This is a genomic window from Acinetobacter shaoyimingii, assembly GCF_011578045.1.
GTDB lineage: Bacteria > Pseudomonadota > Gammaproteobacteria > Pseudomonadales > Moraxellaceae > Acinetobacter > Acinetobacter shaoyimingii.
In genome coordinates this window covers 1,326,364-1,341,276 of the sequence record NZ_CP049801.1, presented here as the reverse complement: position 1 = coordinate 1,341,276, position 14,913 = coordinate 1,326,364, and the positions used below count along the sequence as shown (strand labels likewise).

At 37.3% G+C, this 14,913-nt stretch carries 13 protein-coding genes; 4 read left to right on the top strand and 9 right to left on the bottom strand.

What is annotated here, in order from left to right:
* The first annotated feature begins 19 nt into the window (after positions 1–19).
* A complete protein-coding gene (locus tag G8E00_RS05970; protein ID WP_166222656.1) occupies positions 20–724 on the top strand; it encodes an SIMPL domain-containing protein in 705 nt (234 codons plus the stop codon).
* A 350-nt stretch (positions 725–1,074) separates the two neighbouring features.
* Here the strand turns inward: G8E00_RS05970 and G8E00_RS05965 are convergent, their stop codons facing one another.
* Together G8E00_RS05965 and G8E00_RS05960 are read right to left on the bottom strand one after the other, a co-directional pair.
* Positions 1,075–2,169, bottom strand: a complete 1,095-nt coding sequence (locus G8E00_RS05965) for a fatty acid desaturase family protein (protein ID WP_166222653.1) — start codon at positions 2,167–2,169, stop codon at positions 1,075–1,077.
* 13 nt (positions 2,170–2,182) lie between these two features.
* Entirely contained in the window at positions 2,183–3,244 is a 1,062-nt protein-coding gene (locus G8E00_RS05960) for a ferredoxin reductase (protein ID WP_166222651.1), read from the bottom strand.
* A 143-nt stretch (positions 3,245–3,387) separates the two neighbouring features.
* Here G8E00_RS05960 and fabR point away from each other — a divergent pair, with 143 nt between their 5' ends.
* Positions 3,388–4,083 (top strand): HTH-type transcriptional repressor FabR, encoded by a 696-nt coding sequence (gene fabR, locus G8E00_RS05955; protein WP_166011512.1) that lies wholly within the window; start codon positions 3,388–3,390, stop codon positions 4,081–4,083.
* A 66-nt stretch (positions 4,084–4,149) separates the two neighbouring features.
* On the opposite strand, the gene G8E00_RS05950 is transcribed toward fabR, so the two are convergent.
* The gene (locus tag G8E00_RS05950; protein ID WP_166011513.1) at positions 4,150–5,025 is read right to left on the bottom strand and encodes a LysR family transcriptional regulator; all 876 of its coding nucleotides are present in this window, start codon (positions 5,023–5,025) and stop codon (positions 4,150–4,152) included.
* Positions 5,026–5,464: 439 nt separating this feature from the next.
* On the opposite strand from G8E00_RS05950, the gene G8E00_RS05945 reads away from it, so the two are divergent.
* The gene (locus tag G8E00_RS05945) at positions 5,465–6,073 is read left to right on the top strand and encodes a LysE family translocator (RefSeq protein WP_166011515.1); all 609 of its coding nucleotides are present in this window, start codon (positions 5,465–5,467) and stop codon (positions 6,071–6,073) included.
* A 91-nt stretch (positions 6,074–6,164) separates the two neighbouring features.
* Here G8E00_RS05945 and G8E00_RS05940 read toward each other — a convergent pair whose 3' ends face one another.
* The gene (locus G8E00_RS05940; RefSeq protein WP_166222649.1) at positions 6,165–7,868 is read right to left on the bottom strand and encodes an AMP-binding protein; all 1,704 of its coding nucleotides are present in this window, start codon (positions 7,866–7,868) and stop codon (positions 6,165–6,167) included.
* Between the two features lie 466 nt (positions 7,869–8,334).
* Between G8E00_RS05940 and G8E00_RS05935 the strand changes: the two genes are divergently transcribed.
* Positions 8,335–9,132: an enoyl-CoA hydratase-related protein gene (locus G8E00_RS05935; protein ID WP_166222647.1), complete on the top strand. Its 798-nt coding sequence runs from the start codon at positions 8,335–8,337 to the stop codon at positions 9,130–9,132.
* A gap of 32 nt (positions 9,133–9,164) precedes the next feature.
* Here G8E00_RS05935 and G8E00_RS05930 read toward each other — a convergent pair whose 3' ends face one another.
* The 5 genes from G8E00_RS05930 to G8E00_RS05910 all read right to left on the bottom strand — a co-directional run bounded on the left by G8E00_RS05930 (position 9,165) and on the right by G8E00_RS05910 (position 14,881).
* On the bottom strand, positions 9,165–9,674 hold the full coding sequence (locus G8E00_RS05930; RefSeq protein ID WP_166222645.1) for an AAA family ATPase: 510 nt from the start codon (positions 9,672–9,674) through the stop codon (positions 9,165–9,167).
* A 118-nt stretch (positions 9,675–9,792) separates the two neighbouring features.
* Positions 9,793–12,621, bottom strand: a complete 2,829-nt coding sequence (gene rapA, locus G8E00_RS05925) for an RNA polymerase-associated protein RapA (RefSeq protein WP_166222643.1) — start codon at positions 12,619–12,621, stop codon at positions 9,793–9,795.
* Positions 12,622–12,845: 224 nt separating this feature from the next.
* Positions 12,846–13,490 carry an RluA family pseudouridine synthase gene (locus G8E00_RS05920; RefSeq protein ID WP_166011524.1) on the bottom strand — a complete coding sequence of 215 codons (645 nt, stop codon included), beginning with the start codon at positions 13,488–13,490 and terminating at the stop codon, positions 12,846–12,848.
* 174 nt (positions 13,491–13,664) lie between these two features.
* A complete protein-coding gene (locus tag G8E00_RS05915) occupies positions 13,665–14,381 on the bottom strand; it encodes a phosphopantetheine-binding protein (protein ID WP_166226446.1) in 717 nt (238 codons plus the stop codon).
* A gap of 83 nt (positions 14,382–14,464) precedes the next feature.
* A complete protein-coding gene (locus G8E00_RS05910) occupies positions 14,465–14,881 on the bottom strand; it encodes a GlcG/HbpS family heme-binding protein (protein WP_166011526.1) in 417 nt (138 codons plus the stop codon).
* Positions 14,882–14,913: the final 32 nt, after the last annotated feature.

The following is a 14,913-nucleotide window of genomic DNA, read 5'->3' as shown; positions in this document are numbered from 1 at the left end:
TAACGTTATAGGAACAGCCATGCGATATTTAGGTATAGCAACACTTTTAATGTCTACGTCTTTAAGTACTGCGCTCTTTGCGCAAAATCCGAATGACTTAAACTATAACGTCGCAAATATTCAAGCCGATGCGACCCGTCAAGTCTCAAATGATGAAATGCATGCTGTTTTGTATATCGAAAAGAATCATAAACAACCCGCTGAACTTGCTGCTCAAATCACACAACTGATGAATCAAGCTACTGCTATTGCAAAGAAGTATCCTCAAGTTAAAGTCGAAACTGGTTCACAAACCACTTATCCTGTTTATCTTGATGACACTCAAAAATTAAAAGAATGGCGTGGTCGCGCTGAAATTAATCTTGAAAGTACAAACTTTAAAGCAGCGAGCCAGCTCATTGCAGAACTACAGCAAAGCTTTCAAACTCAATCAATTAACTTTACCGTTTCAGATGAGCAACGTAAAAAAGTTGAAAATGAACTCATCATCGAGGCATCTAAGAATTTTCAGCAACGTGCTCAACTGCTCACTCAAGCGTGGAATAAGTCTGGCTATAACCTGGTGAACTTAAATTTAAACACCAGTAATGCTTACCCTCAACCTGTGATGATGCGAGCGAGTGTGGCTAAATTTGCCAGTGCTGAAGCTGCTGACTCTCAAAATGTGGCTGCTGGTGAATCTAAGATTACAGTCAATGCTTCAGGTTCTATTCAGTTTAAATAGTTTTGAAATTAGTACTTTAACTTTAAACTTCTTCATCAATCATTTTTTATCCAATTAAAATGTATCACAAAGCTCCCTCTCCTGAGCAATTTTTAAAGCACTGCTTTAAAATGAAGCGCTAGTGAGGGCTTGGGAGAGGTTTTTTAAACTTAACCCCATCATCCTAACCTTCTCCCTGAGCCATATATGGCACAAGAGAAGGGACTTTCGTTGTTAATTCAATGACGATTAAATGATTACTTTTTGATTTATGTTGATTTATTAAAGAAATCATTAAAAAAACATTTATTGTAAATAACGAATTCAATAAAAAACCACTCGATTGAGTGGTTTTTTATTTTAGACATGCATTATTTCTTAAATGGGAATGCAAATTTGACAATACGACCCAAGACTTGACCATACTGTTTAAACAAGCTGGCATTGTTGTAGTTCAAGCCATATTTTTCACATACCGCTTTTACTTTTGGCGCCATTTTGCGGTAACGACGTGCAGGAATATCTGGGTACAAATGGTGTTCAATTTGATGGCTTAAATGTCCGGTCAAAATATGAAATGCTTCAGAACCTGTTAAGTTTGAAGAACCACGAATCTGACGCATATACCAATGACCACGTGTTTCATTTTCCAAAACTGACTTTGGAAACACTTCGACATCTTTGGTGAAGTGACCACAGAAAATAATACTGAATGTCCAAATATTGCGTAGACCATTCGCAACTAAGTTACCCGTAAACACAGGTAAAGCCGCTGGCCCTGCGATCAGTGGGAAAAAGACATAGTCTTTAAACAACTGTTTACCCATTTTCTTTTTCATAGGTGTCAGGCGTTCATTAAACTCATCTTTGCTCATTCTGCCTTTTAAATATTTACCAATTTCAAGGTTTTGAATGGCAACGCCCCACTGGAACAGTAAGCAGAATGGAATGCTGTATAAAGGTTGCAATAAATACCCTTTTTTCCAGCGTTGCTCTGGGAACAAACGCAATACGCCATATCCAATATCATCATCCATACCTTTAATATTGGTATAGGTGTGATGCTTATAGTTATGGGTTTGACGCCAGTCGTCCGCTGTACCCACAATATCCCACTCGTAAGTTGTGCCTTTGAACTTAGGATCATTCATCCAGTCATACTGACCATGCATGACATTATGACCCAGCTCCATGTTTTCCATGATTTTGGCAAAACCTAAAAGTCCTGTGCCCAAAATCCAAGCTGGTGGGAACCAACCTGCAAATAAACAAGCACGACCTAGAAATGAGCTGTAGCGAATGGCTGCATATACACGTTTAATGTATTTTTCATCTTTTTCGCCCAAATCATCAAGTACTTCTTGCTTGATGGCATCTAATTCACGTGCAAGTTCATCTAACTGAGCAGGTGTTAACTCTTTATTTTTAGGGTTTTTAAAATATTGTAATTGCACTGGCATATTCATATTTTGTACTCGCTTATAGGTCAATCGTTAGATCAGATTGAGCTGAATTCACACAAATTTTTAACAAGTGACCCGGTTCAGTATTGGTTGCACCATTCACTAAATTTTTAGTTGAACCTTGAGCTTTATTACATGCACACTTGTTGCAAATGCCCATTCGACACCCATGGGTAGGTTGAATATTTTGTTGTTCCAGACCCACCAAAATAGATTGGCCTTTTGGAATCGCAACGGTCTTATGGGATTTAGTCAGCGTTACATTAATAAATCCAACATCATCCGAAGCTAAGTGACTTAAGCTAAACGCTTCACTTTTAAATGATTGTGCAGACTTAAAGACTTGCTCTGCTGTAGATACAAAGCCTGATGGTCCACATGCATAGACTGTCGTGTTTTCAAGATTTGAAACTTGATTTAAATAACTTTCATTTAATCTAGAATCTGGATGTTCAGATTGAGTATGAAAAAGTTGAACCTTAAGATTGGCATGCTTTTCTGCCAACATCTCTAATTCAGCTTTAAACGCAGCATCTGCTTCATGTTTCATCCAGTACATCAACTGAATAGGTGTAGAAACATTAGACTTCAGTGCCGCCTTGATTAAGCTGTACATTGGCGTAATTCCACTTCCCGCAGCCAAAAGCAATAATGGCGATGAAGGCTGAGGAAGCAACATATCACCATAAGGTTGCCCAAACTCAATGACATCACCCAATTGTGCTTTTTCAATCAACCAATTGCTCACAATGCCTTGATCTACGCGTTTTACCGTCAAAAGCACATGATCAACGTCTAACTGGGTCAAACTATATGTACGTTCAAAACAGCGACCATTAACGGTCACGATGACAGGATGATGTTGACCCGCTTCTCCCAATTTAAATTTTTTATTGGTTTGAATGGTCAGACTAACGGTATCAACTGCGGTTTGATCTTTATTGATAATCTTGCCCAAGGCTTGATTGAATGACCAAAGCGGATTGAATTTTTGAAGCCAAAAATTAGCAGCATCTTTATCAAAAACGCTCTCAACTATTGAATTTATAGATGAATTTCGATTTTTTACAGCTTGCATATTTAGCTCACTACGAGGTGGAATATAATTATTATACACATGTATATATATTTGTATATAAAAATAATGAAGATGTTCTTAACATTTCACTTATTGTGCTACAATCGGTATAATAAATTTATAATTTTAATTGCTTTATAACTATGTCTTCTTCTCAAGTTGTTGAATCGACCACTATTTCCGTCCAAGACGCTGTACCTGTTTTGGAACCTATCACTGTGCGTACAGTGGGTCGTAAAGCAACCATTACCAAAGAAGAACTGTTCCAAGCTGCATTGAATTTAATTGGACCTCAAAAAAGTATCGCCTCCCTCAGTTTACGTGAAGTGGCGCGTGAGGCAGGTATTGCACCAAACAGTTTTTATCGCCATTTTAAAGATATAGATGAACTGGCGATTGAACTGATCGATCGCTCGGCTATTGCACTACGGAAAATTCTGCATCAGGCACGTTTAAAAGCGTCTCGCCAAAGCAGTATTGTTCGTAGTTCAGTTGAAGTCTTTATTGAACAGTTGGATGCAGATGAAGGCAATTTGAGTTTATTGCTACGTGAAGGCTATACAGGTTCAGCATCGTATAAAGAAGCGGTTGAAAAGCAACTGAACTATTTTCAGCAAGAATTACAAGAAGATCTGATTCGTTTAGAGCGTTTAAATCGTAGCAAAATGATCCGTCCAGATATTGTCGCTAAAGCCATTACACAATTGGTATTCAATATGGGCGCAAAAGTGTTGAATTTACCGCATGAAGAACGTAAGGAAGTGGCTGAACAAACCATGATTATGATTCGAATGATTTTAGAAGGTGCGCGTAATTTGGATGAAGCGCAACTGCGTTAATATCATACAGCATAGAGATATTTTTCAATTATTGATTGTGTAGCGGTGTCAATTAATAATTGAATGTTATGACTCTATCAACAATCTTGACTGACATTCTTTCATTTGCTGTTGTAGCCAATCTAAAAACATGATCTTTCTTTGATCGTGTTCAAAAGCTGTATTGGACAATAAATAATATGCTGAACCATCTTGTATTAGTGGTGATATTTTTTTGAGTACATGGTTTTGCAGTTCTTTTTCAATCATATAAATTGACATTATTGTTGCACCAAGACCTGCAATACACCCTTCCAAACACAAATAAAAATGTTCCAAATCCACTTTGGTGCTTTCAACTAAGATTTTTTTTAACTCCGAATGCTTATAAAGGTTTTGAAATAAATTTGGTCTAGATTTTGAAATGAGTAAATGTTCAATTTTATGTTGATGTTTATTTTGAACTGCAACAATAAATTCATCCGCAATTTTCTCACTAAATAGATGTTCTCCCCAATCAAAATCATTTCGTCGTATTGCAAGATCAATTTGATGATTTTCAAAATCCACTTGACCACCACTTGTAAGCAAAACAATGTCAAAATTGTGTCCTTGTGCTTTGAATTGGGATAAGCGGGGAATAAGCCATTTCATTGAAAAAGTTGGCTCACAAGAAATGACAAATGGTTTATTCTGATTCACTTGCAATTCCATCAAGCAGTCATCTAATTGATTAAAGACTCGCTGCGTACACTCAAATAGTATCTGACCTTGAGCAGTTAATATTAAACTTTTATTTTTTCTTTCAAACAATTTTAGGTTAAGCGCATCTTCTAAGTTATAAATCTGCTTACTTACTGCACTTTGAGTAACAAACAAATATTCAGCAGCTTTAGTGACACTACCGCATTTTGCAACAAAATAAAAAAATTTGAGTGAATTTAGCGATATCCTTTCAATCATTCCAAAAACTCATCGATATACAGTCATATTTATTGATATTCATTTTTTGCATTTCTATTGAAAATAAATGAACTCAATTCTTTAATGCAAAATATACCATGAAAGACATCATTGATCATTATAGACTCACATATAATTTATTTAAAAAAAGATATTCTTGTCTAAACTTAACGCTGGAAACAAATGATCAAAACATTTCAAATATATTCCAAAAAAGACATCAAAATACACGCTCATACCACATTAATTTCGCAAGGATATTTGTATATATTTGGTATTTACAAAGCAATAATTTATTTGAACGTTGGATGAGTGTTAGAAAGCATCCATGTGTTTTCATTCATTGGATTTCAAATCAAGCCAATTTTAGAACATCAATTCTGATCATAAATCGATTCATCATGATAGACCCACAAAGGCTAATATAGGTTTTGAACCAATGAGCGAGTTCATAGCAGTTATCCTCATCACAATTTTAGCCGTTATGAGTCCTGGTGCTGATTTTGCGATTGTGACTCAAAATAGTTATTTATATGGTCGTAAAATTGGTATTTTCACTGCAGCTGGAATTGCATGTGGCGTACTTTTGCATGTTATTTATACGTTAATTGCAATCTTCTTTTTTCTTCAATATACCTCACATTTCTTAAACCTAATTAAATTCATTGGTGCAATCTATTTGATTTATATTGGTTATAAAACCTTTACGCAAGAACCGATACAACAAAGTAAGAGTTTCAATTTAATCTCAGTTTATCAAGCCATTCGATATGGTTTCCTAACCAATGCGCTTAACCCTAAAACAACTTTATTTGTGATAAGTACATATACCCAAATTGTAAGTATTTCAACACCCACCATTATTCTGATTGGTTATGGATTATTTATGGGGTTTGCTCATTTTGTATGGTTTGCACTAGTCTCGATAGTTTTTTCTTCAAAGGCGTTAAGGAAAAAAATGTTAGACAGTCAAGTGTTCGTTAACAAAGTGATTGGTATTATTCTATGTATTCTAGGTTGTAGTCTTCTCTTCACGCACTTTAATTAAAATTGATTTAAAAGCAGTTAATTGTAAATAATCTCAAAAAAAAGCCCCTACATAATGTAGAGGCTTTTTTTGATTTGAAGCGATGTCTCTATTATTCCCAAACCACTTGTTTGTTTTGTTTATACCAATCATCAAGTTTTGGCTGGTAACGTTCTTCAATCTTATTGCGTTTGATTTTCATAGTTGGTGTGAGCAGGTCATTATCCATGGTCCAAAGTTCACGAATCACCACAAAATAACCGAGCTTTTCATGCGACTCTAGTGTGTCATTAATCTCATTTTTTAATGCGATTAATTCAGCTTCAATTTCATCTGTTTTTTGGTGTTCAGCCAATTTATTACGTACATCTTCTGCAAGCATGATAAATGCAACAGGTTGAACCTGACTTGCTCCACCCACGCACACAGATTCAATCATGGCATTATTACCAATTTTCTGTTCAATTGGCACAGGCATGACGTATTTACCTTTTGCGGTTTTGAAAATATCTTTCACACGCCCAGTAATTCGCAAACGTCCCGTTTCATCAATTTCACCCATATCCCCAGTTCTGAGGTAACCATCTGGTGTTAAATCTTCTGCGGTTTTTTCAGGATTTTTAAAATAGCCCAGCATATTGCCCGGACTTTTCACTAAAATTTCACCATTTTCATCAATTTTACAATCAACTTTTTTCTGTACATGCCCAACATAACCGCTCTTATATTGCCCTTCTTGCGTAATGTGCGAATATCCAGAATTTTCAGTCATACCATAAACTTCAAGTAGTTCTAAGCCTAGGTCTCGATACCATTTGATGATATTTACAGGTAAAGGGGCAGCTCCAGTTAAAGCAAAGCGAACATGATCCAAGCCCAATTTGGTCAAGAGTTTCTTTTTCACAACTTTGCCAAGTACAGGCAGATTGAATAAAACCTTCTGTACTTTTGGCGAAATTTTTTCGTTAATACCCAAATAAAACTTGGTCCATAAACGTGGAACCGAGAAGAAAATAGTCGGTTTAGCACGATTTAAGTCTTCAATAAAAGTCTCTAGAGAGTTGGCAAAATAAACGGTAAATCCACCAATTAAAGATGAAGATTCAATAAAAATACGCTCTGCCACATGTGCAAGTGGTAAATAAGACAATGCACGCTCTTTTTCAGTCACCCCAAAGGTGGTTCTTAACTCACCTGATGGCGCAAGCAATGTAGAAAAACTTTGCATCACGCCTTTTGGACGTCCTGTACTACCCGATGTATAAATAATTGTGGCTAATCGATTCGGATCTGGTAGCTCAGGGTTTTCAAGCGGTTCAGTTGTCGCTGTAATCTTTTCCCAAGTCGGCGCATCATAATCAGGTGATAATGGTAATTTTACGCAGGTCATGCCTGCTGGAATAATAGTTTTAACCGCATTCCAACTGTCACCAATTCCGTCTAATTTCCCAATAAACAACATTTTGCATTCACTATGTTCAAGCACGTATTCTGTGCCTTCAGCATTCAATGTTGTATACAGAGGAACTGAAATATGACCTGCCATCCAGATGGCTAAATCCGCCATAATCCAATGCGCACTATTTTTCCCAAATATGGCAATTTGACTTGGTTTCTCAAGTTCTAAAGTTTGAATATAGGCTGCCATACGGCGTACTTGATCCGCAACTTCTTGCCATGTATAAGATTTCACTTCGCCATTTGGCAAGGGTTGAACTAAGTACGTTTTCGTTGGTGAGGTTTTTTCCCAATGCAATAAATAATGAATATGTGTTGGTAAATATTCAAATTGCTGTGAATTTTTTATCGCTTCCATGACATCCCTTTTCCCTATCTTCACGACAAATTAAGAATGAGTTTTTTGTATATTAATTACACAATCTATAAGTGTTAACCGATGAATGCAATCTTTTAAGGCAAAAAACTTTTCTTAATCAAAACTTTTGATCATCTTATACCCCGAACACATGACACTTTTTGAGTATTTTATTGATTTACCTTTTACTTCCAATAAAGCATCTTTGTTATCAAGTTCAGGTGATAATTTATACTAGTTTTCACAATCTGAATTAGCATTTTGTTTAGATCGTGATGACATTTATCGCCAATGTAATTGCTAAGATGATTTTATATAAATTGAATATATTCAAAAATATACATTTTATTAAGAAGAAATTTTAATCGTTTTACCAGACTATAAACAGACATTGACTCAGGCTTAATGGACTAAGCACAAACTTGCATCACGATACAACGCCAAGACCTAAAATAAGGACATTGAGATGTTAACTTGCATAAATACCCCCTATCCATATTTAGACATAAAACTCAGCAATGGCATACTGACCGTAACTATCAACCGTCCTGAAGCCAAAAATGCGCTGAATATTGAGTTGTATCAAAATTTGAGTTCAATTTTTATAGAAGCTGATCAATCACCAGATGTGCGTATCTTGCTTTTAAAAGGGAATGAGCATGATTTTTGTGCTGGCAATGATATGAAGTCTTTCTTACAATTGCCGCAACTACCTGAAGCTGGGCAAGCTGGCAATACACCACCATTTATATTACTGAAAACGGTCGCCCAATTTACCAAACCATGTATTGCTGCGGTACGTGGTGTGTGTATTGGTGTGGCCAATACTTTGCTTCTACATTTTGATTTGGTCTATGCCGATGATTCAGCTATTTTCCAAATGCCATTTGTCAGTTTAGGATTATCCCTTGAAGGTGCAGCAAGCCAACTCTTGGTACAACGTGCGGGTTATCATCTAGCGGCTGAACTCTTATTCACTGCAAAAAAATATGATGCTGAAACCGCTTTTCGAGCAGGCATTATTAATGCCATTGTGGAAAATCCTTATACTTATGCAGATGAACAAGCTCAGCAATTGGCGGCTTTACCTTTAGCTTCTTTAAAAGCAGTAAAATCTTTAATGAAGCATAATCTTGAGCAAATTTTAAAATGTATTGATGATGAAGCCGAAGTGGTCATGCAACGTGCGCAATCACCTGAAATGTTTGAAGCCGTGTCTGCTTTTTTGCAAAAGAGAAAACCTGATTTTAGTCAGTTTAACTAATTTGGTTATTTTTGATAAAAATTACAAAATCTTCAACATTGAAAAGTTGCTATATATGCCTCAATTTGAGTCACTAAGGATTCAATACTTAATTTGGCTGTATCTATCACCAACCTTGGCTCATTGCGCTTGAGATACTCACGTCCCACTACAGCATTCCAATCTGGCAATATAAAATGTTCAATATCTGCTATTCGTGTTTCAACTCTTTTTCGATGTTCAACTTGATCACTACACATCATTTCTATTTCAACAATGGGTACATTTAATTGTGAAGCTACAGCTTTCCAATTTTCACGACTTTCAGCAATTGGGTTCACACAATCAGCAATAACAGTATTACCCAATCTTAAATTAGATAATGCCAATGCACAGGCAATATCATAACCAATCGAGCCTATATCACCCTCCAAAGGATACGCTTTTAAAATTTGATGTTCTATTTCATCAATTCGTAAATAGCAAAAATGTCTTTTTTTAACTAAGGCTTTTGCGATACTCGTTTTTCCAGTTGCTGGTAATCCAGAAAAGACAATCAACATTTCTTATCTCTCATAATTTTTCATGACGATAATATTAGACTGACATTACACCGACTATATTTTTATTTGTTGTAAAAAAAGCACCCGAAGGTGCTTTTTATAGATTACAGAAAACCAATTATGGCTTAACCACCACCAAAACTTGAATCGCTTCAGGTGTCACTGATAGCCCATCCAGTAAACCTAAACCTTCTTTCTGCAATTTTTGTAAACGTGCAATTTCATCTTCACGAATACTTGGATTAAATTGCTTTAAGTAAGTCAAACGGTCAATTTCATATTGCCATTTGCTGCCATAGATTTCTTTGGCTTGTTGCATCAACTGTGGCAACGTACCTTTGGCAATATCCAAAGCTTGTGCATAGCGTGCTTCAACAACATCACGACGTGCTTTCACCACTTGACGGCAACTGTTGCCATCTAAATGATGCAAATAAGGTTTTAAAATTTCAGGCGCAATTTTTTGCGACAAATCTTGTCCTTTTTCACTGAGCAATACACGAATCAATTGCGTTGGCAAGCTTGAAGGTAAGTTCAATGCTTTGGGTGCAACTACACCCACCTTAAACCACACTTCAATAAGCACTGAACCCTGTGGCAAAGCAGCAGATTTTAGTACTGCGACGTTGGTACTACCGAAAGATTGGGTATTGATCATCTCCATTACACTTTCAGTGAATGGATGCTCAAGGGTAATGTATTGGGCATCTTCACGAATTTGTGCTTGATCACGGTAGAAGGTGACCGTCATCCCTTCTTCATCCAACATCAAACCTTGCACTTGCATTTGATCTGTTGGTTTGATGATCACTGTACCATTGCTTTGCTCATCAAAATCAATGTTGGTCGACGCCATAAAGCGCTTCATAAACATTGGAAGCAAAGTATTGTCATCATAATCTTCAAGCGCAGCAACAATCTCTTGCGCTACCATTGGACGGCAAGAGTTATATTCAAGCAATCGGTCACGACCAGCTTGTAATTCATCTTCAAGCGCTTGACGCTGTACATTCACCGCTTCAAGTAAATCTTCAAATTCTTGACCTTTGTCTTCCAGCAAGCAATCTTTCAAGTCCACAATAAAGTTTTCTTGCAGAGTTTGTGCAGTCGGCGAAATATTACTGAAAATATTCAGGGCTTCGTTGTACCAACGGAACATACGCTCTTGCGCAGTACCTAATAAATACGGTACATGGATTTGAATACGATTTTCTTGACCAATACGGTCTAGACGACCGATACGTTGTTCAAGCACGTCTGGATTTGCTGGCAAATCAAATAAGATCAAGTCAGATGCAAACTGGAAATTACGACCTTCAGAACCAATCTCTGAGCACAGTAAAATTTGCGCACCATAAGATTCTTCAGCAAAATAAGCCGCTGCTTGGTCACGCTCAAGCAAGCTCATGCCTTCATGGAACATCGCTGTGCGAATACCTGCATGAATACGAAGCGCATTTTCCATCGCTTCAACAACGGGACCACTACGTGCAATCAATAACACTTTTTTGTGCTTTAACTGGGTACGTAACATTTCCATGACCCACGACACACGTGGATCAGTTTCCATCCAAGCACCGTCAAGTTGTGCTTCTTCTGGCCACATTTGCTCACGCAATTTACCTGTTTTCGACCACCCTTCTGGCGCTGGTAATGGCGCTGGCTGACAATCACGCCCAGGGAAACCTTGAATCGCTTCACGTGTATTACGGAATAACACACGACCTGTACCATGACGGTCTAAAAGCTCATGAATCGCGCGGAAACGTTGCTCAGGATCATCTTCAATTTTATGACCCAAAAGCTGTTCAATCGCTTCAAAATGTTCTGCTTCTAAAGGCAAATCAGACATTAACACTTCAGCAATTTTTGCAGTGTGTTGATATTTCTCTTCTTCATCCAAGAAACGATCAAGTGAGCTAAAACGTTGTGGATCAAGCAAACGTAATCGTGCGAAATGACTTTCCACACCCAATTGTTCAGGGGTCGCAGTTAAAAGTAAAACACCAGGTGTTTTTTCTGCGAATTCTTCAACGAGGTCATAACGATCATTACCACCGTCTTCTTCAGACCACATCAAGTGATGTGCTTCATCGACAACCAGAAGATCAAAGCCCGCTTCAATGGCTTGCTCACGTAAGTCTTCGTGGTCAATCATCAAATCTACTGAAGCAATAATGCATTGCTCAGTCAAAAATGGATTCAGTTCTGGATCATGTTCTTTAATCGACGCAGTACGTGTTAAATCAAACAATGAGAATTGCAGATTGAAACGACGACGCATTTCAATCATCCATTGATATTGCAATGAATCTGGTACCAAAATCAGAATACGTTCAGAACGACCTGTTTTTAGTTGTTGATGAATAATCAAACCCGCTTCAATGGTTTTACCTAGCCCCACTTCATCGGCAAGTAAAACACGTGGCGCAAAACGTTTACCCACTTCATGTGCAATATAAAGCTGATGCGGAATAAGACCGACGCGCGCACCCACCATGCCACGTAGCGGGCTATTTTGCATATTGGCTTGCATTTGCAAAGCTTCAATACGCAAGTCATACCATTCTTTATAATCGACTTGGCTTGCCAATAAACGATCGAGTGGTTTTGACAATTGGATGGTCGCACCAATGCGTGTTTCATTTAAAGATTTACGTTCTTCAGTCCCATCTTCCAATGTACGAACCACGTTATAGCGGATGACACCATTGCGTTCTTCAAAAGACTCAACGATCCAATGTTTGCCTTCTTGATCTTGAAGTTCATCTTTAACATTGAAAATAATACGAGAGAGAGGTGCATTATTGCGTGCATAGACACGTGTTTCATCACTTTTAGGGAATAAAATACTGATTGAGCGTTCATCGACATCAATCAATACACCTAACCCGAGTTCCGTTTCTGTATCTGATAACCAACGTTGACCAATAGCAAATTGCTGCAATTTATTCCACCTTATCTCAAGTTAGGACTGAAAAAAACAATGCTCAACCAGGAGATAATTTGAGCAGATTTTAACGTCTTTAAGCAATATATTTTGACATAAACCCACTTAAAAGTGAGCATATTTTAAGAACAATTCATTGTTAAAAAGTAATTATTGATTTCAATATCAATTGAAAGTTCATCTTCTTTTAACAACAAATTGATCCGAATTTTAAATGTTTTTTAAAAAGGAACTGGACTATGAAATTCCATAGCTTTCCCAGTCGTAGGATGACTAAATCCTAAACGTTCCGCATGTAAGCATAGTCTTGGCATCCATTGTTGTTGATCAGGCGTTGCATAGAGCGTATCACCCACAATAGGATGACCCAAATATTGCATATGTACACGTAACTGGTGCGCACGACCTGTAATGGGTGTCAGTTTCACACGTGTAACCACATGGCCATCTATTTCAAAATGCTCAACTGCTTCCCAGTGTGTGATTGCGGGTTTGTCATGTGTAGCATCTACCATATGTAATGGTGGACGAGATGGGTCATAGATCACAGGGATATCTACGGTGCCTTCACCTTGGAGATCACCTGCTACAATCGCTTGATATGTTTTTGACGTTTGACGTTCTTGAAACTGTCTTGAAATCGACTTTTGCCCTATTTTGGATAAAGCAAAGACTAAGATACCAGAAGTGTCACGATCTAAACGATGGATGAGTAATGTGCGGGGTTCTTCTTGCAATAATCGGTTAATGGCACAATCTTGCAAATCTGGAGTTTTACCAGGAACAGACAGTAATCCTGCAGGTTTCTGAATGACCATAAAATCATCATCACGATGGATTAAATGTTCCTTTAGAAAATTACTCAAAGTTCAATTCCTATCAGATCGTGAAAATAAGGCGGCAATGATAGAAAGCTTAGCAAAAAAATACAATGTTGATTTGAGAATTGGTCGATAATTTTTCCGATTTTGAGTTAAAAAAAAATCAATTGAAGTATTCAAACACTTTTAGGCATTTACTCTTTAGACCAAGATCAATTTTTAAAATGAGGGGCGTAAGATGGTCATTAATTTTTCTAAACTCACATGACCAACAAAGTCTTCATAACGAATATTGGCACCATTGGCACGCCACAGTCCAATTAAGTCGACTATTGCCACTGAGTCTAAGCCATATGCTTTTAAATTTTCGGTTGGATTAAGTTCCAAGGGTTCAATATCGAGCTGTTCAGCAATGGCCAATAATATTCCTTTCGCTGACAGTATAAATTCAGTCGGCGCACTTAACGACCATAAACGAATCAAACTGGCCGTATTTAAGTGATTTAATCCCATTTCAACACAAGTGTTAATCCATTGAATATGCTGCTCTTGATTGTCCAAACAAATCGCATCATTCACCATCGCGATCTGGTCTGATACGGATGCTATATGCTTAATCACTTGTCTAAATGTGGCATTCATCTCCCCTGCTAAGATCAATTGGTCATCTTGCGAAAGATACTCTCCCAAACGCATCATGCCATCTGTGATTGACTCATTATTTAAATCGATAATCGGAACATCCAAAGCTTTGGCTTTTTTGAATAAACGATTGAATGATTCAAATAAAATCTGCTCATTGGCAGCTTTTTGATTCGAATATCTCGCTTTTAATGCGTCTAAGCCTACAAAAACCAATACGCTTTTTTCGGATTCTATACGCCATTTAGCCAGAGAAGGTGTCAATTGAATTTTCTTGGGAGCGTTATATAACATCACACATCTATCTATTTATAACTGCATATGATCAATATTAAAAAAACTTGCCAATAATCAATTTTAATTCAAATTATCGCGCCTTAGTCTGCAAGCGCCAAAAAGACATCAATTGCATGTTTTGCAATATCCGCATCTTCATAAGATTTTGCACCAGATACACCGACTGCACCCACCAATTGACCTTGATAAATAATGGGTTCAGCACCTTCTAACATGCCAGAAAATGAATTCACGGTTAAAAAACCAAGTTGACCATCTTTAATCAATTCTTCAAATAATTGTGAAGGTCGACGACTGATCGCTGAGCATCGTGCTTTTTCAATACACAAACTCGATGTCATTGGCGAAGCACCATCCATTCGCTTCATCGCAAGAAGTGCTCCAGACTCATCAACTACGGCTATACTGACATTAAATTTTTGATCTATGGCAAACTGGTGTGCACGGGTCAATAAAAATTCAGCATCTTCCAAAGTTAAATAGTGTTTGGTTTTCATCTTGTTGTCCCTGATATTTTAGACTTCACTAA

Coding starts and splice junctions, on each gene's coding strand:
- G8E00_RS05970 (WP_166222656.1), top strand. CDS start 20: ATGCGATATTTAGGTATAGCAACACTTTTAATGTCTACGTCTTTAAGT.
- G8E00_RS05965 (WP_166222653.1), bottom strand. CDS start 2,169: ATGAATATGCCAGTGCAATTACAATATTTTAAAAACCCTAAAAATAAA.
- G8E00_RS05960 (WP_166222651.1), bottom strand. CDS start 3,244: ATGCAAGCTGTAAAAAATCGAAATTCATCTATAAATTCAATAGTTGAG.
- fabR (WP_166011512.1), top strand. CDS start 3,388: ATGTCTTCTTCTCAAGTTGTTGAATCGACCACTATTTCCGTCCAAGAC.
- G8E00_RS05950 (WP_166011513.1), bottom strand. CDS start 5,025: ATGATTGAAAGGATATCGCTAAATTCACTCAAATTTTTTTATTTTGTT.
- G8E00_RS05945 (WP_166011515.1), top strand. CDS start 5,465: ATGAGCGAGTTCATAGCAGTTATCCTCATCACAATTTTAGCCGTTATG.
- G8E00_RS05940 (WP_166222649.1), bottom strand. CDS start 7,868: ATGGAAGCGATAAAAAATTCACAGCAATTTGAATATTTACCAACACAT.
- G8E00_RS05935 (WP_166222647.1), top strand. CDS start 8,335: ATGTTAACTTGCATAAATACCCCCTATCCATATTTAGACATAAAACTC.
- G8E00_RS05930 (WP_166222645.1), bottom strand. CDS start 9,674: ATGTTGATTGTCTTTTCTGGATTACCAGCAACTGGAAAAACGAGTATC.
- G8E00_RS05915 (WP_166226446.1), bottom strand. CDS start 14,381: ATGTTATATAACGCTCCCAAGAAAATTCAATTGACACCTTCTCTGGCT.
- G8E00_RS05910 (WP_166011526.1), bottom strand. CDS start 14,881: ATGAAAACCAAACACTATTTAACTTTGGAAGATGCTGAATTTTTATTG.